Consider the following 22,408-nt stretch of genomic DNA (forward strand, 5'->3'; position numbering starts at 1 on the left):
TTCCGGCCAATCCGGCGGTGCACTTGCGCGCGCAGGTGGCCGTGCAGGACGAGCCGGGGGTCACGGCCCGATCACGTGATGGCCACGGATCACCCGAGGACCCCGGTCACGTCCCGAACGGCCCCTCTGGACATGCCATCATCGATGCCATAGGGGTCGGCCCGCGTGGGCCGACCGTGCCCGGCCGCGAGTCCGCTCGTGTCGAACTGTCAGGGGAGGCCGTGTGTCGACGGGTACCGGCCCCGAACCCGGTCAGGGCGGGAGTGTCACCGCACCGGCCGAGGAGTTCGACGAGTCCACGATGGGGGACCTCCCGGTGCTGACCGGTCTGGAGGCGCCGACCTCGTACGCGGTCGCGGTGCCCGCGCTGGACACCCGCACCCCGCCCGACGCCCCGGTGCACGAACGCGAGATCCGACCGCTGCGCCGGCTGCGCTGGTGGCAGACCCTGCCGATCGCCCTGCTGGGCACCCTCGGCTCGCTGATGTTCGCCTTCCCGCTCGCCTTCGGCTCGGCCGGGGCGCGCGCCACCATGGTCGGGATGCTCGGACTGCTGTTCACCGCCGCCTCGGTCGGCTGGGGCGCGATGGCCGCCCGGCACGCCGGCTACAAGTGGCCGGGGCTGCCGCGCCGGGGCTCCGGACGGCGGGCCGGCTGGAAGGCCATCGTGGTCTACACCCTGATCGCGCTGGCCGCCTGCGCGCTCGCGGTGTGGCGGGTCGCGTACCTGCGCTGAGCCGACCGCGCGCCACGGGCGTGCGGGCGAGTGTCAGTACCATCGGAGGGGTGAGCGCATCCTCTCCTCAGCAGGCCGGTCTCCCCTTCTTCAAGGGGCACGGCACCCAGAACGACTTCGTGATCGTGCCGGACCCGGACGGTGTGCTGGAGATCGGCCCGGAGGCCGTCGCCGCGCTGTGCGACCGGCGGGCCGGTATCGGCGGGGACGGGCTGCTGCGCGTGGTGCGCGCCGCCGCCGACCCGGCCGCCGCCCACCTGGCCGACCGCGCCGAGTGGTTCATGGACTACCGCAACTCCGACGGCAGCATCGCCGAGATGTGCGGCAACGGCCTGCGGGTCTTCGCCCGCTTCCTGGTCGAAGCCGGCCTCGCCAAGCCCGGCGAGCAGGCGATCGCCACCCGTTCCGGGGTGCTCACCGCGAAGGTCGCCGAGGACGCCGAGGACGGCACCCCCGGCGAGGTCACCATCGACATGGGCCGCGCCCGGCTGCCCGGACCGGACGGCATCGAGGTCACGGTCGGCGAGCGGCGCTGGCCCGCCCTGAACGTCAACATGGGCAACCCGCACGCGGTGGCCTTCGTCGAGAGCCTGGACCACGCCGGTGAGCTGCGCACCGCGCCGCTGACCAGCCCCGAGGGCGTCTACCCGGAGGGCGTCAACGTCGAGTTCGTGGTGGACCGCGGCCCCCGGCACGTCGCGATGCGGGTGCACGAGCGCGGCTCCGGCGAGACCCGCTCCTGCGGCACCGGCGCCTGCGCCGTCGCGGTGGCGGCCATCCGCCGGGACGGCCTGGACCCGGCGGCCACCGGCGAGACGGTCTCCTACACCGTGGACGTGCTGGGCGGCCGGCTGGTCATCGCCGAGCACCCGGACGGCCGGGTGGAGATGACCGGGCCGGCGGTGATCGTGGCCGAGGGGCGGCTCGACGCGCGCTGGTGGGAGTCGCTGCGTTAGGGCCCGTCGGCCCGGTTTGCCCATTTCGTGCGGCGACGAATCCCCCCGATCGGGTGATACCGGTCGCGGACGGGAATCGCGGCATCGCGGAACGTGCTCTGCTCGGTAGCATGGACCACCGGGTCGATCAACCCCCTGGGGAGGGGTTGCACCCGGCGACCGTTGCCGGAGGTGCCGATGACCATCGAAGCCGGGCAGCCCCTTGCGGGGCAGCCGACGACCGCACGGCAGGCCGGGGCCAGGAGGCCCCTCGGGGAGCTCGGCCGGGCCGCCCTCGGCCGGGCCGGGCGGGCCGCCTTACTGGCCACCGGCCGTCCGCCCGTGCCGGACGCCCTGGAACCGCTCGTCCGGGTCCACCGCCGACATCACCCGCAGGCCGACCTCGGGTTGCTCGCCCGGGCGTACCGGCTGGCCGAGGCCAGCCACCGCGGCCAGAAGCGCAAGAGCGGCGAGCCGTACATCACCCACCCGCTGGCCGTCACCATGATCCTGGCCCAACTCGGCTCCGGGACCACCACCTTGGTCGCCTCGCTGCTCCACGACACGGTCGAGGACACCGATCTGACGCTGGACCAGGTGAGCGCCGGGTTCGGGCCCGAAGTCGCCTACCTGGTCGACGGGGTGACGAAACTGGAGAAGGTCGACTTCGGCGCGGCCGCCGAGGCCGAGACCTTCCGCAAGATGCTGGTCGCCACCGGGGACGACGTCCGGGTGATGGTGATCAAGCTCGCCGACCGGCTGCACAACATGCGCACCATCCGGCACATGAAGCCGGCCAGCCAGGTGCGGATCGCCAAGGTCACCCGGGACGTGCTCATCCCGCTGGCCGAGCGGCTCGGCATCCAGGTGCTCAAGGCGGAGCTGGAGGACATCGTCTTCGCCACCCTGCACCCCGAGGAGCACGCCCGCAGCCGGGCCCTGATGGCCGGTCACGAGGCCGAGCCGGACGCCCTGCTGGAGCCGTTCGCCCGGCGGCTGGCCCGCCAGCTGGCCGAGGCCGGGGTCGCCGCCGAGGTGACGGTCCGGCCCCGGCACTGCGTCTCGCTGCACCGGGTGCTGCTCAAGCGGGACGCCGCGCCGGGGCCGGACGGGCGGCCGCAGGGGCCGCAGCCGGCCGACTTCGGGCGGCTGCTGGTGGTGGTCGAGGAGAACGCCGACTGCTACGCCGTGCTCGGCGAGCTGCACACCTGTTGGACGCCGCTGCCCGGAGAGTTCAAGGACTTCGTGGCCGCCCCCAAGTTCAACCTCTACCAGTCGCTGCACACCGCCGTGGCGCTGGAGAGCGGCGCGGTGGTCGAGGTGCTGGTCCGGACCCGGCGGATGCACGAGGTGGCCGAGACCGGGGTGGTCGCGCTCGGCGACCCGTCCCCGGCCGGCACCGCCCAGGACGCCGAGGAACTGGACCGCACCGACCCGGCCCGGCCCGGCTGGCTCAGCCGACTGCTGGAGTGGCAGCAGGAGACGCCCGACCCGGACGCCTTCTGGTCCGCCCTCACCGCCGACCTGGCCGGCGACCGCGAGATCACCGTGGTGACCGAGAGCGGCGAAACGCTTCAGCTGAGGGTCGGGGCCAGCTGTGTGGACGCGGCCTACCTGCTCGGCGAGGAGACCGGGCACCGATGTATCGGCGCCCGGGTCAACGGCCGGCTCACCGCGCTGTCCACCGTGCTGCAGGACGGCGACGTGCTCGCGGTGCTCACCGAGAACCTCCCGGCCGGCAGCGGCCAGCCCTCGGGCCCGTCGCCGGAGTGGCTGGCGCACGCCCGCACCCCCGCCGCCCGGCTGGCCATCGAGCGCTGGCTGGCCGACCACCCGGCCCGGCTGCCGGTGGTGCGCACCGGCCCGGCCGGCGGCCAGCCCGCCCCGCCCGCGCACCGGGCGGGCGAGCGCCGGGCGGCCCCGGTCGCGGTGGACGGGCGGCCCGGGGCGCCGGTGCGGCTGGCCCGCTGCTGCACGCCCGTCCCGCCGGACGAGGTGGCCGGCTACCCGATCCGCGGCGGCGCGGTGGCCGTGCACCGCACCGGCTGCCCGGCCGGGCAGCGGCTGCGCGCGGACGGGCGCGCCGAGCTGGAGGTCCGCTGGCGGCCCGAGGGCGCCCCGGCCGCCGGGCACCGGGCCACCCTGTTGGCCGAGGCGCTGAACCGGCCCCGGCTGCTCGCCGACCTCACCGCGGCGATCTCCGCCGAGGGCGTCGGCATCGTCTCGGCCGAGGTCGAGCCGCCGCAGGAGCTCCGGGTGCGGCACACCTACACCGTCGAACTGCCCGAGCCGGGCGCGCTGCCCGCGCTGATGCGGGCGATGCTCAAGGTGTCCGGGGTGTACGACGTGAGCCGCCCGCACGCCCCGGAAGGGGCCGGGGCCCGGCACGCCGGGGGAAATGGGGGTGACCGGCCCGTGCCGGGCGTGCGACCATCGTGGGGAATTCACGGCCGGTCCACGGCGTTCACAGGGCACAGGAGCCCCGGTGACAGCCGAGGGTCCTCGCCGCAGCCGTACAGCGACCAAAGGACAGAATGACCTCCACGTTCGACACCCGCGACCACGCCGACGCCTCGCGCCGCCTCGGCGGTCTGCGGGCGGAAGCCCTCATGGACGAGGACCTCGCGGCCATCGACGAGGACCTCGGCCACAGCTACGACGGCGACCAGTACGACCGCAGCGAGCGTGCGGCCCTGCGCCGGGTCGCCGGCCTCTCCACCGAACTCGAAGACGTCACCGAGGTCGAGTACCGCCAGCTCCGCCTGGAGCGCGTGGTGCTCGTCGGCGTCTGGACCGACGGCACGCTGGAGGAGGCGGAGAACTCGATGGCCGAGCTCGCCGCGCTCGCCGAGACGGCCGGCTCCCAGGTGCTGGACGGCGTCATCCAGCGTCGTGACAAGCCCGACGCCGCCACCTACATCGGCTCCGGCAAGGCGAAGGAGCTGCGCGACATCGTCGCCTCCACCGGCGCCGACACCGTGGTCTGCGACGGTGAGCTCACCCCCGGCCAGCTGATCCACCTGGAGGACGTGGTCAAGGTCAAGGTCGTCGACCGGACGGCCCTGATCCTGGACATCTTCGCCCAGCACGCCAAGTCCCGGGAGGGCAAGGCGCAGGTCTCGCTCGCGCAGATGCAGTACATGCTGCCGCGCCTGCGCGGTTGGGGTCAGTCGCTGTCCCGGCAGATGGGTGGCGGTGGCTCCGGCTCCTCGGGCGGCGGTATGGCCACCCGTGGTCCCGGTGAGACCAAGATCGAGACCGACCGTCGTCGGATCCGCGAGAAGATGGCGAAGCTCCGCAAGGAGATCGCCGACATGAAGAAGGGCCGCGACACCAAGCGCCAGGAGCGCAAGCGCCACCAGGTGCCGTCCGTGGCCATCGCCGGGTACACCAACGCCGGCAAGTCCTCCCTGCTCAACCGGCTCACCGGCGCGGGCGTGCTGGTGGAGAACGCGCTGTTCGCCACCCTGGACCCGACCGTGCGCCGGGCCGAGACCCCGAGCGGGCGGCTCTACACCCTGGCCGACACCGTCGGCTTCGTCCGGCACCTGCCGCACCACCTGGTCGAGGCCTTCCGCTCGACCATGGAGGAGGTCGCCGACGCCGACCTCATCCTGCACGTGGTGGACGGCTCGCACCCCGAGCCCGAGACGCAGCTGGCCGCCGTCCGCGAGGTCATCGTCTCGGTCGAGGCACAGAACGTGCCGGAGATCGTGGTGATCAACAAGGCGGATGCCGCCGACCCCCATGTGCTGCAGCGCCTGCTGCGCCGCGAGCCGCACGCCATCGTGGTGTCGGCCCGCAGCGGCGCGGGCATCGAGGAGCTGCTGAAGCTCATCGACGACGAGCTGCCGCGCCCGGCCGTCGAGGTCCGGGCCCTGGTGCCCTACACCCAGGGCGCCCTGGTCTCCCGGGTGCACAAGGAGGGCGAGCTGCTCGCCACCGAGCACACCGGCGAGGGCACGCTGCTGCACGCCAAGGTGCCGGCCGAGCTGGCCGCGGAGCTGGAGCACTTCTCGGTGGCCCTGCAGGGCTGACCGGTGCTACGGAAGGGCCCCGGACAATCCCGTCCGGGGCCCTTCGCGCTATTTGACGTTCTTGGCGAAGTAGTCGAAGGCCTGTTTCGCCTGGTCCTGCAGCGACGGCCCGGCCAGGTACCCGGCCGGGTCGCGGTTGCCGATCGCGCTGACGCTGACCAGGTTGGGCTTGCCGTCCTTGGTGATGAACCAGCCGCCGCCGCTCGCGCCGCCGGTCATGGTGCAGCCGATCGCGTACATCGGCGGGCGGCTGCGGTCGAAGGAGAGCAGGCCCGGCGCGGCCGGGGAGTCGCAGCGGTGCAGCTCCATGCCGTCGAAGGGCCGCTCGACCGGGTAGCCGTACGCGACGGCCGAGCCGACCTGCTCGCGCGGGGCGTTGAACCAGACCGGGACGGAACCTCCGACCGTCTCCTCCAGGGACGGACCGGGGTCGGACTCCCCGCGCACCCGGACGACGGCGTAGTCGTACTGGCTGTGGGCGCCGACACCGCTCTCCTGCAGCCAGGTCGGCGACACCAGCGCGCGCACCGCCGTCCACCGGCCGTACGGGGCCGCCTGCTGGTCGCCGTACGGCTTGCCGCGGGCCGCCCGGCCGTCCCGGTTGAAGCCGGGCACGAAGACCAGGTTCTTCACCCAGCCGCCGCCCTTGCCGTCGTTCAGGCAGTGCGCGGCGGTGTACACCAGGTCGCTGCGGCCCGGGTTGACCGGGTCCGAGACCACCGTGCCGGAGCAGACCGCGTCGCCCTGCGGTGTGGTCATCAGCAGCTTGCCGACCACGGCGGAGTCCGGGCCGTAGGGGTGCTGCTGGGGCTTGGCCGGGACGGCGGCCGGCGGGGCGTCCCGCTGGACCGTGCCCGGCGCGGTGGCGGTCAGCGAGTACTCCGGCGTGGGCCTGGCCTTGGCGGCCTCCATCCGGGAGACCGACCAGTAGCCCGGGGCCACCGGGTTGGCGAAGCCGCTGTCGGTGACGTACCGCGCCCAGTCCTCCAGCTTCCAGCCGCTGAGGTCGCCGAGGCTGCTCGGCGCGGCCTTGGGCAGGGCGGAGGGCGGGGTGGCCGGGGCGGCGGGGCCGTCCGGCCCGCAGGCGACCGCGGTGAGCGTCAGGGCGGCGAGCAACGCGGCGGCGGCCGTGGCAACCCGGCGCCCCCTGGTATGAGGGCCGGTCCTGCGGATCAGCCCGGATCCGACCTGCCCCACACGACCGGCCCTGATGGTGCGCATGCTGATTCGTCCCCCGTGGTGATACCGGCTACTGCTTCCTGGAGATCCAGTCCAGGGCCTGCTTGGCGACCGCCTCCAAGTACGGGCCGCTCAGTGAGGTGTGCTCCTGGGTGCCGATCGAGGTGTTGCTGACCAGGGCGGTCCTCCCGTCCGGCATGGTGGCGAACCAGCCGCCGCCGCTGGCGCCCTGGGTCATGTTGCAGCCGATGGTCAGCATGGACGGGCGCTTGGCGTCGAAGGACAGCCGGGTGGGCTTGCCGCCGTCGCACTTGTAGAGCTCCTGGCCGTCGAACGGCTTGACCAGCGGGTAGCCGGAGGCCGAGACCCTGAGCTGGTCGCGGGGCGCGTCGAACCACACCGGGACGGCCGAACCGACCGTCTCCTCAAGGGACTTGCCGGTGTCGTTCTGGTTGTGCACGCGCATCACGGCGAAGTCGTACTGGTTGGCGGCGTCGCCGGTCGGGCCGCCCTCGACCATCCACTGCGGGGAGGTGGTGACCTGGTCGGCCCACCAGGTGCCGAGCGGGGCCAGCTCGGACAGCGGGGCCTTCTTGCCGCCGCTGGAGGCACCGGAGTTGTTGTAGGCGGGGACGAACACCAGGTCCTTGTAGAAGTCGCCGCCCTTGCCCTCGTGCACGCAGTGCGCGGCCGTCCAGACCAGGTTGCTCTTGCCCGGGTGCTGCGGGTCGGCGACCACGGTGGCCGAGCAGTTGCCCCGGCCGCCCTGGGCGGAGAAGAACACCTTGCCGGAGGGCTGCTTGAGGTACGGGCGGGGCACCGGTACGGCCTTGACCACCGGCGGCTCGGGGTCGGTCACCCCGTCGTCGGTGGAGGGCTTCGAGGTGGCCGGGGCCGGCTTGGCGGTGGGCGGGGCCGGGTCGGCGGGCTTGGCGTCGCCCATCTTGTCCGGATCCCAGAAGTCCTTCACCACCGGGTTGTTGAAGACGTGCTTGGACGCCCACTTGTCCCAGTCCTCGAACTTCCACTTCTTCAGGTCGTCCCAGGTCCTCGGCAGACCCTCCAGCAGGCTGGTCGGCAGACCGGAGGGCAGGGTGATCCCGCCGATGACGCCGCCACCGCCGGGGGTGGCGGCGCCGCTCGCCGCGGTGGCGTTCGGTGGCGGCGCGGCGGTCTTCCCGCCGACGCCGGCCGGGCCGTCCGGTCCGCAGGCGCTCGCGGCGAGCAGTGTTCCGGTGACCAGGGCGGCGGCCAGGGCTGACCGGTGGATCGATGGCATCTGTGCGCTTCCCCCTGTGCTCGGTCGGGCTTCGGTGTGGCGGCTCGCCGCCCTGGAGTCTTCCATCGCCGTGCAGGACGGCCGTGGCCGCCCCCCGGGTTGCGGGGCTGGCCCGAGGTCACCGATCCGTGACGCGGGACCAGGCGAGTCGTTGGCACAGCAGGGCCTTCCGCCGCCGGGGCGGACAATCCCCGTTCTTCACCCGGACGAGTGAGCCGTCCTTGTGATCACCCGTCATGGATAGGTAACCCTTACCTGACGCGACGGTGCGAGCGCCCGCCGACCCTCTCCACCACCAGCGCGCGTCCGCACCCCCACGCGCACCAAGGAGCAGCCTTGAGCACCGCCCTCACCGGAGCCCCGCCCGAATCGCCGCAGCGAGGAGCGTCGACGCCGGACCAAGAGCGCCCGGAGGCGAGCGGGGAGCGCCAGCCCGGGCCCGACCCGCTGCTGCACCCGGACCCGGCCGTCGCCGCCGAACAGGCCGCCCTGGAGGCCCTGTTGCGCTGCTGGACGCGGGAGACCGGCGCCCGGCCCGGGGCGGACGGACGGTTGCGGATCGACGTCCTCGGCAGCGCCGCCCGGCTCACCGCGTCGGTCCGTTACTGGTCGCCCGGCGGCTGGCACCGGTTCGGGCCGGCCACGCTCTCGGCCGGGGAGGGGACCGCCGAGGCCCCGGTGGACGCCGTCACCGCCGCCGCGCTGCTCGCCGCCGCGGCCGCCGAACGGCCCGATCCCGGGCAGGTCGCCGACCTCGCCGCCCGCGTCGCCGACTCGGTGGTGCGCACCGCCGAGATCCTCGCCCACCGCCGCACCGCCGCCGAACCAGGCGGGCCGGAGCGCTCACACTTCCTCGCCGCCGAGCAGTCCCTGTTGCTCGGCCACCCGCTGCACCCCACCCCGAAGAGCCGCGACGGCCTCGGCCCGGCCCAGAGCGCCGCCTACTCGCCCGAACTGCACGGCTCCTTCCAACTGCACTGGTACGCGGTCGACCGCGGGCTGCTCGCGGCCGGCTCCGCCGTCGCCGAGAGCGCCGACCGGCTCACCGCCGACCTGCTCGGCGGCCGCACCGCCCTGCCGCCCGGCACCGCCGCCCTGCCGCTGCACCCCTGGCAGGCCCGCGAACTCGCCCACCGCCCGGCCGTCGCCGCCCTGCTCGCGGACGGGCTGCTGCACGATCTCGGCCCGGCCGGCGAGCCCTGGCACCCCACCTCCTCGGTGCGCACCGTCTACCGGCCCGGCGTGCCGTGGATGCTCAAGCTCTCGCTCGGTCTGCGGATCACCAACTCCCGCCGGGAGAACCTGCGCAAGGAGCTGCACCGCGGCCTGGAGATGCACCGGCTGCTGGAGAGCGGGCTGGCCGCCGAGTGGCGCGCCGCCCACCCCGGCTTCGACATCGTCCGCGACCCGGCCTGGATCGGCGTCGACCGCCCCGGGCTCGGCGACCCGGGCGGCCTGGACACCGTCCTGCGAGCCCAGCCCTTCGCGCCCACCGACCGGGCGCTGTGCGTGGCCGGACTGGTCGCCGAACAGCCGCTCGGCACCGGCACCACCGTGCCGTCCCGGCTCGGCGACACCCTGCGCTCGCTCGCCGCCCGCACCGGCCGCCCGCTGCGCACGGTGGCCGCTGAATGGTTCCTGCGCTATCTGGACGCGGTCGTGCTGCCCGTCCTCTGGCTGGACGGCCGGGGCGGCATCGCCCTGGAGGCGCACCAGCAGAACAGCATCGTGCTGCTGGACGCCGAGGGCTGGCCCATCGGCGGCCGCTACCGCGACAACCAGGGCTACTACTACCGGGAGAGCGCCGCCGAGCGGCTCACCGCCAGGCTGCCCGGGCTCGGCGCGGAGAGCGACACCTTCCTGCCCGACCCGGTGATCGACCACCACTTCGCCTACTACCTCGGCATCAACCACGTGCTCGGCCTGATCGGGGCCTTCGGCTCCCAGGGGCTGGCCGACGAAACGGTGCTGCTGGCCGGACTGCGCCGGTTCCTGGCCGGCCCGCAGGCCACCGCCACCGGCTCGGCACTGCCCGCGCTGCTGCTGGACGCGCCCGTCCTGCCCTGCAAGGCCAACCTGCTCACCCGGATCAACGGCCTGGACGAGCTGGTCGGCCCGGTCGCCACCCAGTCCGTGTACGTGGACATCCCCAACCCGGTGGCGGACGTCTGATGCTGGACGATGTGCCCGGGTGGGGGGTCGTCCCCACCCCGGCCGGCGAGTTCCGGCTCAGCCCGGTCCGGCTGCCCGCCGACCTGGAGCTGCTGGCCGGCTGGATGAACGACCCCGAGGTCGACGAGTTCTGGGAACTCGCCGGGCCGCCCGCCGTCACCGAACGGCACATCCGGGCCCAACTCGACGGCGATGGCCGGAGCGTGCCCTGCCTGGGCCTGCTCGACGGCACGCCGATGAGCTACTGGGAGGTGTACCGCGCCGACCTCGACCCGCTCGCCGGGCACTACCCGGCCCGGCCGCACGACATCGGGGTGCACCTGCTGCTCGGCCCCGCCGCCAGCCGCGGCCGGGGCCTGGGCGCCCTGCTGCTGTCCGCCCTCACCGATCTGATCCTCAGTCGACGACCTTACTGCGAGCGGATGGTGGCCGAACCGGACGTCCGCAACCGGCGCTCGGTCCGGGCCTTCGAACGGGCCGGATTCCGGGCCGCCGCCGAACTCGCCCTGCCCGGCAAGCGCGCCGCCCTGATGGTCCGCGACCGAGACTTACTTTCTGCCTAGGACACCCCTGTGGACACCTCGACACCCCCGCCGTACGACCTGCTCGGCGTCGGCATCGGCCCGTTCAACCTGTCGCTCGCCGCACTCGCCGAGCCCGTACCCGGCCTGCGCACGCTCTTCTGCGACCAGCGTCCGGAGTTCCGCTGGCACCACGGGATGCTGGTGGACGGGGCCCGGATGCAGGTGCCCTTCCTCGCCGACCTGGTCTCCCTGGTCGACCCGACCAACCCGTGGTCCTTCCTCAACTACCTGCGTGCCCAGGACCGGCTGTTCCCGTTCTACTTCGCCGAGCGCTTCCAGCTGCCCCGCCGCGAGTACGACCACTACTGCCGCTGGGCCGCCGAACGGCTGGCCAGCTGCCGCTTCGGCACCGAGGTCACCGCGCTGCACTGGGAAGGCGGCTCGTACCGGGCCGAGTTGACCGACACCGCGACCGGCCGGCGCTCCACCGTACGGGCCCGCAACCTCGCGCTCGGCGTCGGCACCCGGCCGGTCCTGCCCGAGGCCTTCGCGGGGCTCGCGGGCCACCCGCTGGCCTTCCACTCCGCCGAGTACCTCGACCGCCGCGCCGACCTGGCCGGCGCCCGGGACATCACCGTGGTCGGCAGCGGGCAGTCCGGCGCCGAGGTCTTCCTCGACCTGCTCCGCCGTCACGAGGGCGACGGGGTCCGGCTGCGCTGGCTCACCCGCACCCGGGCGCTCGCCCCCATGGAGTACTCCAAGCTCGGCCTGGAGCACTTCACCCCCGACTACACCCGCTACTTCCACAGCCTCCCCGAGCCCGTCCGGGACGCCCTGGTCGCCGCTCAGTGGCAGCTGCACAAGGCCGCCAGCGCCGAGACCCTCGCCGAGATCCACGACCACCTCTACGAGCGCACCATCGGCCGCCCGATCGACACCGCCCCGGTCGAGATCACCTCCGGCACCGCCGTCACCGACGCCCGCCCCGGCCCCTGCGGCGGCCTCGAACTGCACTGCCGGCACACCGACTCCGGCGCCGAGTACCTGCTGCGCACCGATGCCGTGGTGCTCGCCACCGGCTACCGCGCCGCCCGCCCGGCCGCGCTCGAACCGCTCGCCCACCTGATCGACTGGGACGAGTCCGGGCGCTACCGGGTCGACCTCGACCACCGGGTCGCCACCCGGCCCGAGCTCACCGGCGGCCTCTACGTCCAGAACGCCGAACTGCACACCCACGGCGTCGGCACCCCCGACCTCGGCCTCGGCGCCCACCGGGCCGCCGTCATCCTCAACGCCGTCACCGGTCGGACCGTCCACCGACTGCCCGACCGCACCGCCTGGACCGGCTTCGCGCCGCCGGCCCCCGCCGGTCACGCACAACCCACCCCCGTCGTCCCCCGCCCCCAGGAGCTGACCCGTGCCGCAACCGTCGGCCGCTGAACCGCCGCTCTACCTGCCCCCGCACCTCACCGCCGGGCACTGGCGGCGGGCCGGCCGCGCCCTGCTGGCCAAGATGTTCGGCGAGTTCGCCTACGAGGAACTGCTCACGCCCGCCCCCGGGGCCCTCGACGGCGACTACCTGCTGAAACTGCCCGAGGTCGAGTACCGCTTCACCGCCCGCCGCGGCGCCTACGACAGCTGGCAGGTCGACCCGGAGTCCATCCGCTGCTCCCAACCGGACGGCCTGGACCCGCTGCGCTTCCTCCCGTACGCCCGGCAGACCCTCGGGATGCGCGGCGAGACCACCGCCCACCTGATCCGCGAGCTCTCCGTCACCCTGACCGCCGACGCCCGTCAGCTCGCCACCGCGCTCACCGCCGCCGAACTCGCCGAGCTCGACCACCCCGCGCTGGAGGGGCGGCAGGGCGGACACCCGTGGATCGTCCCCAACAAGGGCCGGATCGGCTTCTCCGGCAGCGACGCCGCCCGCTGGGCCCCGGAGGCCCGCAGCCCGCGCCCGCTGCCCTGGATCGCCGTCCACCGCCGGCTCGCCCAGTACCGCGGCGTGCCCGGCCTGGAGCGGCCCGAGCAGCTGTACGCCCGCGAGCTGGACGACCCGGACGCGCTGCGCGCCCCGCTCGGCCCGGACGCCGACGACTACCTGCTGCTGCCCGTCCACCCCTGGCAGTGGGACGAGACGGTGCTGCCGCTGTTCGCGCCCTGGATCGCCTCCGGCGAGATCGTCCCGCTGCCCTCGGACGGCGACCCACGGCTGCCCCAGCAGTCCATCCGCTCCTTCTTCAACACCGCCCATCCCGAGCGCTGCACCGTCAAGCTGCCGCTGTCCATCCTCAACACCCTGGTCTGGCGCGGCCTGCCGGTCGAGCGGACCCTCGCCGCGCCCGCCGTCACCGCCTGGCTGCACGGGCTGCGCGACGCCGACCCGTACCTGCGGGACGAGTGCCGGGTGATCCTGCTCGGCGAGATCGCCTCCGTCACCGTCGACCACCCGGTGTACCGGGAGATGCCCGAGTCGCCGTACCAGTACAAGGAACTCCTCGGCGCGATCTGGCGCGAACCGCTCGGACCCTTCCTCGCCGGGGACGAACGCGCCCGTACCCTGGCCGCGCTGCTGCAGACCGGCTCGGACGGCCGCGCCCTCGCCGTCGAGCTGATCACCCGCTCCGGCCTCACCCCCGCCGAGTGGACCGGCCGGCTGTTCGCCGCGATGATGCCGCCGCTGCTGCACTTCCTCTACCGCTACGGGCTGGTCTTCTCCCCGCACGGCGAGAACGCCATCGTGGTCTTCGACGACCGCGGCACCCCGACCCGGCTCGCGGTCAAGGATTTCGTCGACGACGTCAACCTCAGCGACCAGGACCTGCCCGAACTGCGCGAGCTGCCCGCCGAGGTCGCCGACGTGCTGCTGCGGGACAGCCCGCCGGGGCTCTGCCAGTTCATCCACTCCGGGCTGTTCATCGGCGTCTTCCGCTACCTCGCCCCACTGCTGGAGGCGCAGACCGGACTGGCCGAGACCGAGTTCTGGGCCCTGCTGCGCGCCGAGATCCACCGCTACCAGGACCGCTTCCCCGGGCTGCGCGAGCGCTTCGCGCTGTTCGACCTGTTCCAGCCCCGGATCACCCGGCTCTGCCTCAACCGCAACCGGCTGTTGCTGGACGGCTACCAGGACCGCCCGCACCGTCCGCACGCGGCCCGGCACGGTACGGTGCCGAACGCGCTGGTCGCCGTGGACGTGCGCCTTCCGGTGCAACGGGACCGGAATGTCGCCCCCGCCCCGTAGGGTGGAAGGGCCATGACGAACGACTCCGAACCCCTGCCCGCGACGGACCTCGGCGACGAGGCCGAGGAAGCCGTCGCCGTCCCGCGCTCGCGGATCCCCGAACTGCTGCACGCCGCGGTGGCGGCCGTCGGCGGCGTCGAGCGCCCCGGCCAGATGCGGATGGCCGAGGCCGTCGCCGACGCCGTCGACCACAGCGAGCACCTGCTCGTCCAGGCCGGCACCGGCACCGGCAAGTCCCTGGCCTACCTGGTGCCGGCGCTCGCCCACGGGGACCGCGTGGTGGTCGCCACCGCCACCCTGGCGCTGCAACGCCAGCTGGTGGAGCGGGACTTGCCGCGCACGGTCGAGGCGCTGCACCCGGTGCTGCGCCGCCGCCCGCTGTTCGCGATGCTCAAGGGCCGCTCCAACTACCTGTGCCTGCACCGGGCCAACGAGGGCACCCCGAGCGACGAGGGCGAGGGCCTGTTCGACCCGGTGGACGCGCTCGGCGGGCCCGCCGGCAAGCTCGGGCAGGAGGTGCTGCGGCTGCGCGACTGGGCGGACGAGACCGAGACCGGGGACCGCGACGACATGAGCCCCGGCGTGTCGGACAAGGCCTGGGCGCAGCTGTCGGTCAACTCCAAGGAGTGCCTGGGCGCGACCCGCTGCGCGTACGGGCAGGAGTGCTTCGCGGAGAAGGCGCGGGAGCGGGCCAAGCTGGCGGACGTCGTGGTCACCAACCACGCGATGCTGGCGATCGACGCGATCGAGGGCGCGCCGGTGCTGCCCGAGCACGGGCTGCTGATCGTGGACGAGGCGCACGAGCTGGTCAACCGGGTCACCGGCGCGGCCACCGCCGAGCTGACCGTCGGCGCGGTCAACCGGGCGGTGAAGCGGGCGGCCCGGCTGGCCAACGAGAAGGCCGTGGACGCGCTGCAGGCCGCCGCGGAGAACTACCACGGCCTGATGGAGACCGCCCAGCCCGGCCGGGTCGAGGAGCTGCCCGAGTACCTGGCGTACGCGGTCACCGCGATCCGGGACGCCGCCCGGCAGGTGATCACCTCGCTCGGTGAGACCCGGGACAAGGGGCTCAGCGACGAGGACGCGGTGCGCAAGCAGGCGATGGCCTCGGCCGAGACGCTGCACGAGACCGCCGAGCGGCTGCTGGAGGACTCCGAGTACGACGTGGTCTGGATCGAGCGCAGCGACCGCTACGGGCTGGGCACCGCCTCGCTGCGGGTCGCGCCGCTGAGCGTGTCCGGGCTGCTGCGCGAGGGGCTGTACAAGGAGCGTTCGGTCGTCCTCACCTCGGCCACGCTCAAGCTCGGCGGGGACTTCAACGGCGTGGCCGGCTCGCTCGGCCTGCCCAAGGAGACCCGGCTGCCGGACGAGCGCACGCCCGGCGACAACCCGGAGCCCGGCTTCGGGGAGGATGCCGTCCCGTACTGGCGGGGGATCGACGTCGGCTCGCCGTTCAAGTACCCCAAGCAGGGCATCCTGTACGTCGCCAAGCACCTCGCAGACCCCGGGCGCGACCCCGAACGGCCGGACATGCTGGATGAGTTGGCCGAGCTGATCGGCGCGGCCGGCGGTCGGACGCTGGGCCTGTTCTCCTCGATGCGCGGGGCCCAGGCGGCCGCGGAGGCGATGCGGGAGCGGCTGGACCACCGGATCCTGCTCCAGGGGGAGGACACCCTGGGCGAGTTGATCCGCGAGTTCGCCTCGGACGCGACCACCTGCCTGTTCGGCACGCTCTCGCTCTGGCAGGGCGTGGACGTGCCCGGCTCGGCCTGCCAGCTGGTCGTGATGGACCGCATCCCCTTCCCGCGCCCGGACGACCCGCTGATGAGCGCCCGCCAGAAGGACGTCGAACAGCACGGCGGCAACGGCTTCATGGCCGTCGCGGCGACGCACGCGGCGCTGCTGATGGCGCAGGGCGCCGGCCGGCTGGTGCGGGCGGCGGACGACCGGGGCGTGGTCGCGGTGCTCGACCCGCGGGTGGAGACCAAGCGGTACGGGGGCTTCTTCCGCTCCTCCATGCCGGAGTTCTGGTACACCACGGACCGCAACCAGGTGCGCCGCTCGCTGGCGGCGATCGACGCCTCGGCGGCGCCGGTGCGGCCGGTGGTGAAGCGGGGCTGAGCGCCGCTGCAGCCGCCGCTGCCGTACAACGACGGAGGGGCTCCCCGCTGACGCGGTGGAGCCCCTTCCCGGGTTGCTGCCGCCCGCGGCGCCTCCCGCGGTGTCGGCGGCGGCGCGTCCGTGGTGTCGGAGGCGCCGCGCCCGTGCGGTCAGAGGCGGCGCAGGACCGCGACGACCTTGCCCAGGATGGTCGCGTTGTCGCCGTTGATCGGCTCGTACGCCGGGTTGTGCGGCATCAGCCAGATCCGGCCGTCCTCGCGCTTGAGCCGCTTCACGGTGGCCTCGCCGTCGATCATGGCGGCCACGATGTCGCCGTTCTCGGCGACCGGCTGGCGGCGCACGGTGACCCAGTCGCCGTCGCAGATGGCCGCCTCGATCATCGAGTCGCCGCGCACGGTGAGCGCGAACAGCTCGCCCTCGCCGACCAGCTGGCGGGGCAGCGGGAAGACGTCCTCGACCGTCTGCTCGGCCAGGATCGGACCGCCGGCGGCGATCCGGCCGACCAGCGGCACGTAGGAGGTGGACGGCCGCCCGGCCGTCTCGGCGGTGTTGGGGCGGGCCACCTCGACGCCGCGGACCTCGTAGGCGCGCGGGCGGTGCGGGTCCCGACGGAGGAAGCCCTTGCGCTCCAGGGCCATCAGCTGGTGGGCGACCGAGGAGGTGCTGGACAGGCCGACGGCCTGGCCGATCTCGCGCATGGACGGCGGGTAGCCCCGGCGCTGGACGGAGTCGCGGATGACCTCGATCACCCGGCGCTGGCGCTCGGTGAGGCCGGCCTCGTCGGTTCGGATACCGGGGGGGCGTCCGGGCATCGCGCGGGCGGGGGAGGGGTGGCTGTCGTCCATTGCGGGGGAGTGTTCGATCGGCTGGTCGGGAACGCGGCTCGCGGTGGAAAGGGCCGCGCCGGAGAGGCGGTGGTCTTCGCTACGGTCCATGCTGATGTCCACACTCTGCTGATTCGTGGGGCGCTGCCCCACCTTGAACTGGGAGTGTTCCTGCACCGGGATGGTGTTGGTTTCGATGGTGTTCACGGCGGCCCCTCTCGACGGCTGTCCTCTCCCTTTTCCAGCCCAACGCACCTCCTATCGAAAGGTTGCGCCAAACACACGTTCGAGTGAATTATTCGGGAGTTGGCTGACTCGATCAAGGCTTTGTTGTACATCGAGTAAATGTTCGACCGGATGTCGACTCCGGAAGTCTAATCGGCGCCGACACGCCAGGGGTGTCACTTCCCTCTGAGACCTAGATGTAGTGGCTAGAGTCCTCTCCGTGCCCAGTACTAGTGGTCGCGTCGCATGATCAGCTTGCCGAGGCCGGGGGCGCATCGCTTAGACTCGACTAGTCCGCACGTCCTGCCAGGGAGGGATCCCCAGGTGCACTGCCCCTTCTGCCGGCACTCCGACAGCCGCGTTGTCGACAGCCGGACCACCGAGGACGGCAGCTGCATCCGCCGTCGTCGACAGTGCCCGGACTGCGGCCGCCGTTTCACCACCGTGGAAACGGCCGCGCTCATGGTCGTCAAGCGCAGCGGCGTCACCGAGCCGTTCTCCCGGCAGAAGGTCATCACCGGCGTCCGCAAGGCCTGCCAGGGCCGCCCGGTCACCGAGGACGCCCTCGCGCAGCTCGGCCAGCGGGTCGAGGAGTGCGTGCGCGCCAGCGGCAACGCCGAGCTGACCACCCACGACGTCGGGCTGGCCATACTCGGCCCGCTCAAGGAACTCGACGTGGTCGCGTACCTGCGCTTCGCCAGCGTGTACCAGGCCTACGACGGACTCGAAGACTTCGAGGCCGCCATCGCGCAACTCCGCGCCGAGCGGCCCGTTTCCGAGGCGGACGGCACCCCCGTGCCCGTTCCCGCCGCCGCGCCCTAGGAGGCGCCGGGCCCGCGCGGGCCCGCCTGTCAGTGCCACACGGCCCCACGGGGCCCACGCGTGCCCGAAAACTGGGCACGAAACACTACGAACCATGCGTAAGCAGGCAAGGTCTCCGCCTGCCCGCACACCAGAAGTACGAACCAGCGGTGCCCGGATTTTTCGGGGCACTTCGGGCGTTTGCCCAGGAGGAGGAGCGAGAAGTGACAGACACCACGAGCGGTTCCGCACGCGGGTCGAAGTCCGAGAAGGTCGCGGCCAAGGGCGCCAAGGCCCCGAAGGGCGGCCTCCGGATGGAACGCATCTACACCACCCCTGGCGTGCACCCGTACGACGAGGTCCGCTGGGAGCGGCGTGATGTCGTCATGACCAACTGGCGCGACGGCTCGATCAACTTCGAGCAGCGCGGTGTCGAGTTCCCCGACTTCTGGTCGGTCAACGCCGTCAACATCGTCACGTCCAAGTACTTCCGCGGCGCCGTCGGCGCCCCGCAGCGCGAGTGGAGCCTCAAGCAGATCATCGACCGCGTGGTCCTCACCTACCGCGCGGCCGGCGAGAAGCACGGCTACTTCGCCACCAAGGACGACGCCGAGATCTTCGAGCACGAGCTGACCCACGCCCTCCTCCACCAGGTGTTCAGCTTCAACTCGCCGGTCTGGTTCAACGTCGGCACCAAGCAGCCCCAGCAGGTCAGTGCCTGCTTCATCCTGTCCGTCGACGACTCCATGGAGTCGATCCTCGACTGGTACAAGGAAGAGGGCATGATCTTCAAGGGCGGCTCCGGCGCAGGCCTGAACCTCTCCCGCATCCGCTCCTCCAAGGAGCTGCTCTCCTCCGGCGGCAACGCCTCCGGCCCGGTCTCCTTCATGCGCGGCGCCGACGCCTCGGCCGGCACCATCAAGTCCGGCGGCGCCACCCGCCGCGCGGCCAAGATGGTCGTGCTGGACGTCGACCACCCGGACGTCGAGGCCTTCATCGAGACCAAGGTGAAGGAGGAGGAGAAGATCCGGGCCCTGCGCGACGCGGGCTTCGACATGGACCTCGGCGGCGACGACATCACGTCCGTCCAGTACCAGAACGCCAACAACTCGGTCCGCGTCAACGACGAATTCATGACCGCCGTCGAGAACGGCACCGAATTCGGCCTGCGCGCCCGGATGACCGGCGAGGTCATCGAGACCGTCGACGCCAAGAAGCTGTTCCGCAAGATGGCCGAGGCCGCCTGGGCCTGCGCCGACCCCGGAATCCAGTACGACACCACCATCAACCACTGGCACACCTGCCCGGAGTCCGGCCGCATCAACGCGTCCAACCCGTGCTCCGAGTACATGCACCTGGACAACTCCAGCTGCAACCTCGCCTCGCTGAACCTGATGAAGTTCCTGCGCGAGGACGACTCCTTCGACGCCGCGACCTTCGCCAAGGTCGTCGAGCTGGTCATCACCGCGATGGACATCTCCATCTGCTTCGCCGACTTCCCCACCGAGAAGATCGGCGAGACCACCCGCGCCTTCCGCCAGCTCGGCATCGGCTACGCCAACCTCGGCGCCCTGCTGATGGCCACCGGCCACGCCTACGACAGCGAGGGCGGCCGCGCCCTGGCCGGCGCCATCACCTCGCTGATGACCGGCACCGCCTACCGCCGCGGCGCCGAACTCGCCGGCGTGGTCGGCCCGTACGACGGCTACGCCCGCAACGCGGCCGCGCACCAGCAGGTCATGAAGCAGCACGCGGACGCCTCGCTGGACGCCGTCTCCTTCGACGACCTGGACGCCCCGGTCTGGCTCGCGGCCAACAAGTCCTGGCAGGACGTGCTGCGCATCGGTTCGCAGAACGGTTTCCGCAACGCCCAGGCCTCGGTGCTCGCCCCCACCGGCACCATCGGTCTGATGATGGACTGCGACACCACCGGCGTCGAGCCCGACCTCGCCCTGGTCAAGTTCAAGAAGCTGGTCGGCGGCGGCTCGATGCAGATCGTCAACGGCACCGTCCCGCGCGCCCTCAAGCGCCTCGGCTACCAGGACGAGCGGATCGAGGCGATCGTCGCCCACATCGCCGAGCACGGCAACGTGGTGGACGCGCCGGGCCTGAAGACCGAGCACTACGAGGTCTTCGACTGCGCCATGGGCGAGCGCTCCATCTCGCCGATGGGGCACGTGCGGATGATGTCGGCGATCCAGCCGTGGATCTCCGGCGCCATCTCCAAGACGGTCAACATGCCGGCCAGCGCGACCGTCGAGGACGTCGAGGAGATCTACTTCGAGGCGTGGAAGATGGGCGTCAAGGCGCTCGCCATCTACCGCGAGAACTCGAAGGTCGGCCAGCCGCTCTCGGCCAAGAAGAAGGAATCCGAGGCCAAGGCCGAGGAGACCCCGGCCGCCGTGGTCGAGAAGGTCGTCGAGTACCGCCCGGTCCGCAAGCGCCTGCCCAAGGGCCGCCCGGGCATCACCACCTCCTTCACGGTCGGTGGCGCCGAGGGCTACATGACCGCCAACTCCTACCCGGACGACGGCCTCGGCGAGGTCTTCCTGAAGATGTCCAAGCAGGGCTCGACCCTCGCGGGCATGATGGACGCCTTCTCCATCGCCGTCTCGGTCGGCCTGCAGTACGGCGTGCCGCTGGAGACCTACGTCTCGAAGTTCACCAACATGCGCTTCGAGCCGGCCGGTCTGACCGACGACCCGGACGTGCGGATGGCGCAGTCGATCGTCGACTACATCTTCCGCCGCCTGGCGCTGGACTTCCTGCCGTTCGAGACCCGCTCGGCGCTCGGGATCCACTCCGTCGAGGAGCGCACGCGCCACCTGGAGACGGGCTCGTACGAGCCGCTGGAGACCGAGGAGCTCGACACCGAGTCGCTGGCCCAGTCCGCCCCGGTGGCCGCCGCTAAGCCGGTCGCGGCCGTCGAGGCGCCCAAGGCGGCTCCGAAGCAGGCCCACAACTCCACGGAGCTGATGGAGATCCAGCTCGGCCTCAACGCCGACGCGCCGCTCTGCTTCTCCTGCGGCACCAAGATGCGTCGCGCCGGCAGCTGCTACCTCTGCGAGGGCTGCGGCTCCACCAGCGGCTGCAGCTGACGATCCCGGTGTTCACCTCGGTGAGGTGAATCACTGAAGCGGGGCGAGGACTTCACGGTCCTCGCCCCGCTTTTTCGCGTTCCCGGGGAAGCCGATGTCACGGATGCGGGCGGTGTCCGGTCCGTAGGGGGTGACGGCTTTTCCCGAGAGGAGCGGTGTGGTGACGGGGACGGTGCTGGTGACCGGGGCGGCGGGGACGCTGGGGCGGGAGGTGGTGCGGCTGCTGGTCGCGCGTGGGGTGGCGGTGCGGGGGTTGAGCCGGCGGGCGCGCGGCGGGGGTGACGGGGTCGAGTGGGTGGTCGGGGACCTGGTGACCGGGGCCGGGATCGCGGAGGCGGTCGCCGGGGTCGAGACGGTGGTGGACTGCGCGACCACGCAGGGGAAGCAGGACGTGGCCGGAGTCGAGCGGCTGGTGGCGGAGGCCCGGCAGGCCGGGGTGCGGCACCTGGTGTACGTGTCGATCGTGGGGATCGACCGGGTGCCGATCGCGTACTACAAGGCGAAGCTCGCCTGTGAGCGGGTGGTGCGGGAGTCGGGGCTGGGGTGGACGGTGCTGCGGGCGACGCAGTTCCACGACCTGCTGTTCAAGGCCTTCGGGGTGAGCGCGAAGCTGCCGGTGTTCCCGGTGGTGACCGGCACCCGGATCCAGCCGGTGGACGTCCGGGAGGTGGCGGTGCGCGTCGCGGGGCTGGTGGGGGAGGAGCCGGCCGGGTTCGCGCCGGAGGTGGGTGGGCCGCAGGCGCGGTCGTACCGGGAGCTGGCCGAGGCGTACCTGCGGGCGGCGGGCCGGCGGCGGGTGCTGCTGCCGTTGCGGGTGCCGGGCGCGGTGGGACGGGCGCTGCGGGCGGGCGGGCTCACGGCACCGGAGCGGGCGGTGGGTCGGGGGACCTTCGAGGAGGCGTTGGCGCGGCGGTTCGGGTGAGTTCCGCAGTCGTCAACCAGGGTTGACATCCTCGAAACTGTCAACCAAAGTTGACGACATGAGCGAGAGCGGAGAGCTCGCGGCCGCCGCGAGCAGTCGTGACCCCGCCGTGGGGCTCCGGGCGGTCCGCGCCCTGCGTGACCTGGCGGACCGCCTGGAGTCCCTGCAGGTGGGCAACGCCCGGTCGCAGGGCTGGTCCTGGCAGGACATCGCGGTCTGCCTCGGAGTGACCAGGCAGGCAGTGCACAAGAAGTACGCGAAGCGCGGTACCCGGGGCGACCAGGACGGAGGCTGAGCGATGTTCGAGCGTTTCA

At 72.7% G+C, this 22,408-nt stretch carries 16 protein-coding genes; 13 read left to right on the forward strand and 3 right to left on the reverse strand.

Annotation, left to right across the window (positions count from 1 at the left end; all coding sequences use genetic code 11):
• Positions 1-223: 223 nt before the first annotated feature.
• The 4 genes from ACH4E7_RS28765 (at position 224) to hflX (ending at position 5,708) form a co-directional block, all read left to right on the forward strand.
• Positions 224-736: a hypothetical protein gene (locus ACH4E7_RS28765; RefSeq protein WP_396251970.1), complete on the forward strand. Its 513-nt coding sequence runs from the start codon at positions 224-226 to the stop codon at positions 734-736.
• Between the two features lie 50 nt (positions 737-786).
• Positions 787-1,692 (forward strand): diaminopimelate epimerase, encoded by a 906-nt coding sequence (dapF, locus tag ACH4E7_RS28770; protein ID WP_396251971.1) that lies wholly within the window; start codon positions 787-789, stop codon positions 1,690-1,692.
• Positions 1,693-1,869: 177 nt separating this feature from the next.
• Positions 1,870-4,209 (forward strand): RelA/SpoT family protein, encoded by a 2,340-nt coding sequence (locus ACH4E7_RS28775; protein WP_396251972.1) that lies wholly within the window; start codon positions 1,870-1,872, stop codon positions 4,207-4,209.
• Positions 4,206-5,708: a GTPase HflX gene (hflX, locus tag ACH4E7_RS28780; protein ID WP_396251973.1), complete on the forward strand. Its 1,503-nt coding sequence runs from the start codon at positions 4,206-4,208 to the stop codon at positions 5,706-5,708. Before ACH4E7_RS28775 ends, hflX begins: the two co-directional genes overlap by 4 nt.
• A 48-nt stretch (positions 5,709-5,756) precedes the next feature.
• Here hflX and ACH4E7_RS28785 read toward each other — a convergent pair whose 3' ends face one another.
• Together ACH4E7_RS28785 and ACH4E7_RS28790 are read right to left on the reverse strand one after the other, a co-directional pair.
• A complete protein-coding gene (locus tag ACH4E7_RS28785; RefSeq protein WP_396251974.1) occupies positions 5,757-6,929 on the reverse strand; it encodes a trypsin-like serine peptidase in 1,173 nt (390 codons plus the stop codon).
• Positions 6,930-6,957: 28 nt separating this feature from the next.
• Positions 6,958-8,166 (reverse strand): trypsin-like serine peptidase, encoded by a 1,209-nt coding sequence (locus tag ACH4E7_RS28790; protein WP_396251975.1) that lies wholly within the window; start codon positions 8,164-8,166, stop codon positions 6,958-6,960.
• 336 nt (positions 8,167-8,502) lie between these two features.
• Here ACH4E7_RS28790 and ACH4E7_RS28795 point away from each other — a divergent pair, with 336 nt between their 5' ends.
• Genes ACH4E7_RS28795 through ACH4E7_RS28815 form a run of 5 tightly spaced genes read left to right on the forward strand, consistent with a single transcriptional unit; the run spans position 8,503 to position 16,224 of the window.
• On the forward strand, positions 8,503-10,338 hold the full coding sequence (locus ACH4E7_RS28795; protein ID WP_396251976.1) for an IucA/IucC family protein: 1,836 nt from the start codon (positions 8,503-8,505) through the stop codon (positions 10,336-10,338).
• Complete coding sequence (locus tag ACH4E7_RS28800) at positions 10,230-10,901, forward strand: GNAT family N-acetyltransferase (protein WP_396252044.1); 672 nt, start codon at positions 10,230-10,232, stop codon at positions 10,899-10,901. Before ACH4E7_RS28795 ends, ACH4E7_RS28800 begins: the two co-directional genes overlap by 109 nt.
• A 9-nt stretch (positions 10,902-10,910) precedes the next feature.
• Positions 10,911-12,302, forward strand: coding sequence for a lysine N(6)-hydroxylase/L-ornithine N(5)-oxygenase family protein (locus tag ACH4E7_RS28805; protein ID WP_396251977.1), 1,392 nt, complete (start codon positions 10,911-10,913; stop codon positions 12,300-12,302).
• Positions 12,280-14,103 (forward strand): IucA/IucC family protein, encoded by a 1,824-nt coding sequence (locus tag ACH4E7_RS28810; protein ID WP_396251978.1) that lies wholly within the window; start codon positions 12,280-12,282, stop codon positions 14,101-14,103. The genes ACH4E7_RS28805 and ACH4E7_RS28810 overlap by 23 nt, the downstream gene beginning before the upstream one ends.
• Before the next feature lie 12 nt (positions 14,104-14,115).
• Complete coding sequence (locus ACH4E7_RS28815) at positions 14,116-16,224, forward strand: ATP-dependent DNA helicase (RefSeq protein ID WP_396251979.1); 2,109 nt, start codon at positions 14,116-14,118, stop codon at positions 16,222-16,224.
• Positions 16,225-16,373: 149 nt separating this feature from the next.
• Here ACH4E7_RS28815 and lexA read toward each other — a convergent pair whose 3' ends face one another.
• On the reverse strand, positions 16,374-17,159 hold the full coding sequence (gene lexA, locus ACH4E7_RS28820) for a transcriptional repressor LexA (RefSeq protein WP_396252045.1): 786 nt from the start codon (positions 17,157-17,159) through the stop codon (positions 16,374-16,376).
• A gap of 438 nt (positions 17,160-17,597) precedes the next feature.
• On the opposite strand from lexA, the gene nrdR reads away from it, so the two are divergent.
• From nrdR to ACH4E7_RS28840, 4 genes are all read left to right on the forward strand, one after another.
• Positions 17,598-18,095, forward strand: a complete 498-nt coding sequence (gene nrdR / locus ACH4E7_RS28825; RefSeq protein ID WP_396251980.1) for a transcriptional regulator NrdR — start codon at positions 17,598-17,600, stop codon at positions 18,093-18,095.
• A gap of 203 nt (positions 18,096-18,298) precedes the next feature.
• Positions 18,299-21,172 (forward strand): vitamin B12-dependent ribonucleotide reductase, encoded by a 2,874-nt coding sequence (locus tag ACH4E7_RS28830; protein ID WP_396251981.1) that lies wholly within the window; start codon positions 18,299-18,301, stop codon positions 21,170-21,172.
• A 160-nt stretch (positions 21,173-21,332) separates the two neighbouring features.
• Positions 21,333-22,094, forward strand: coding sequence for an SDR family oxidoreductase (locus tag ACH4E7_RS28835; RefSeq protein WP_396251982.1), 762 nt, complete (start codon positions 21,333-21,335; stop codon positions 22,092-22,094).
• A gap of 58 nt (positions 22,095-22,152) precedes the next feature.
• A complete protein-coding gene (locus tag ACH4E7_RS28840; protein WP_387759491.1) occupies positions 22,153-22,389 on the forward strand; it encodes an RNA polymerase subunit sigma-70 in 237 nt (78 codons plus the stop codon).
• The last annotated feature ends 19 nt before the right edge of the window (positions 22,390-22,408 follow it).

Origin of the sequence: Kitasatospora sp. NPDC018058 (assembly GCF_044327205.1) — a bacterium.
Taxonomy (GTDB): Bacteria; Actinomycetota; Actinomycetes; order Streptomycetales; family Streptomycetaceae; genus Kitasatospora.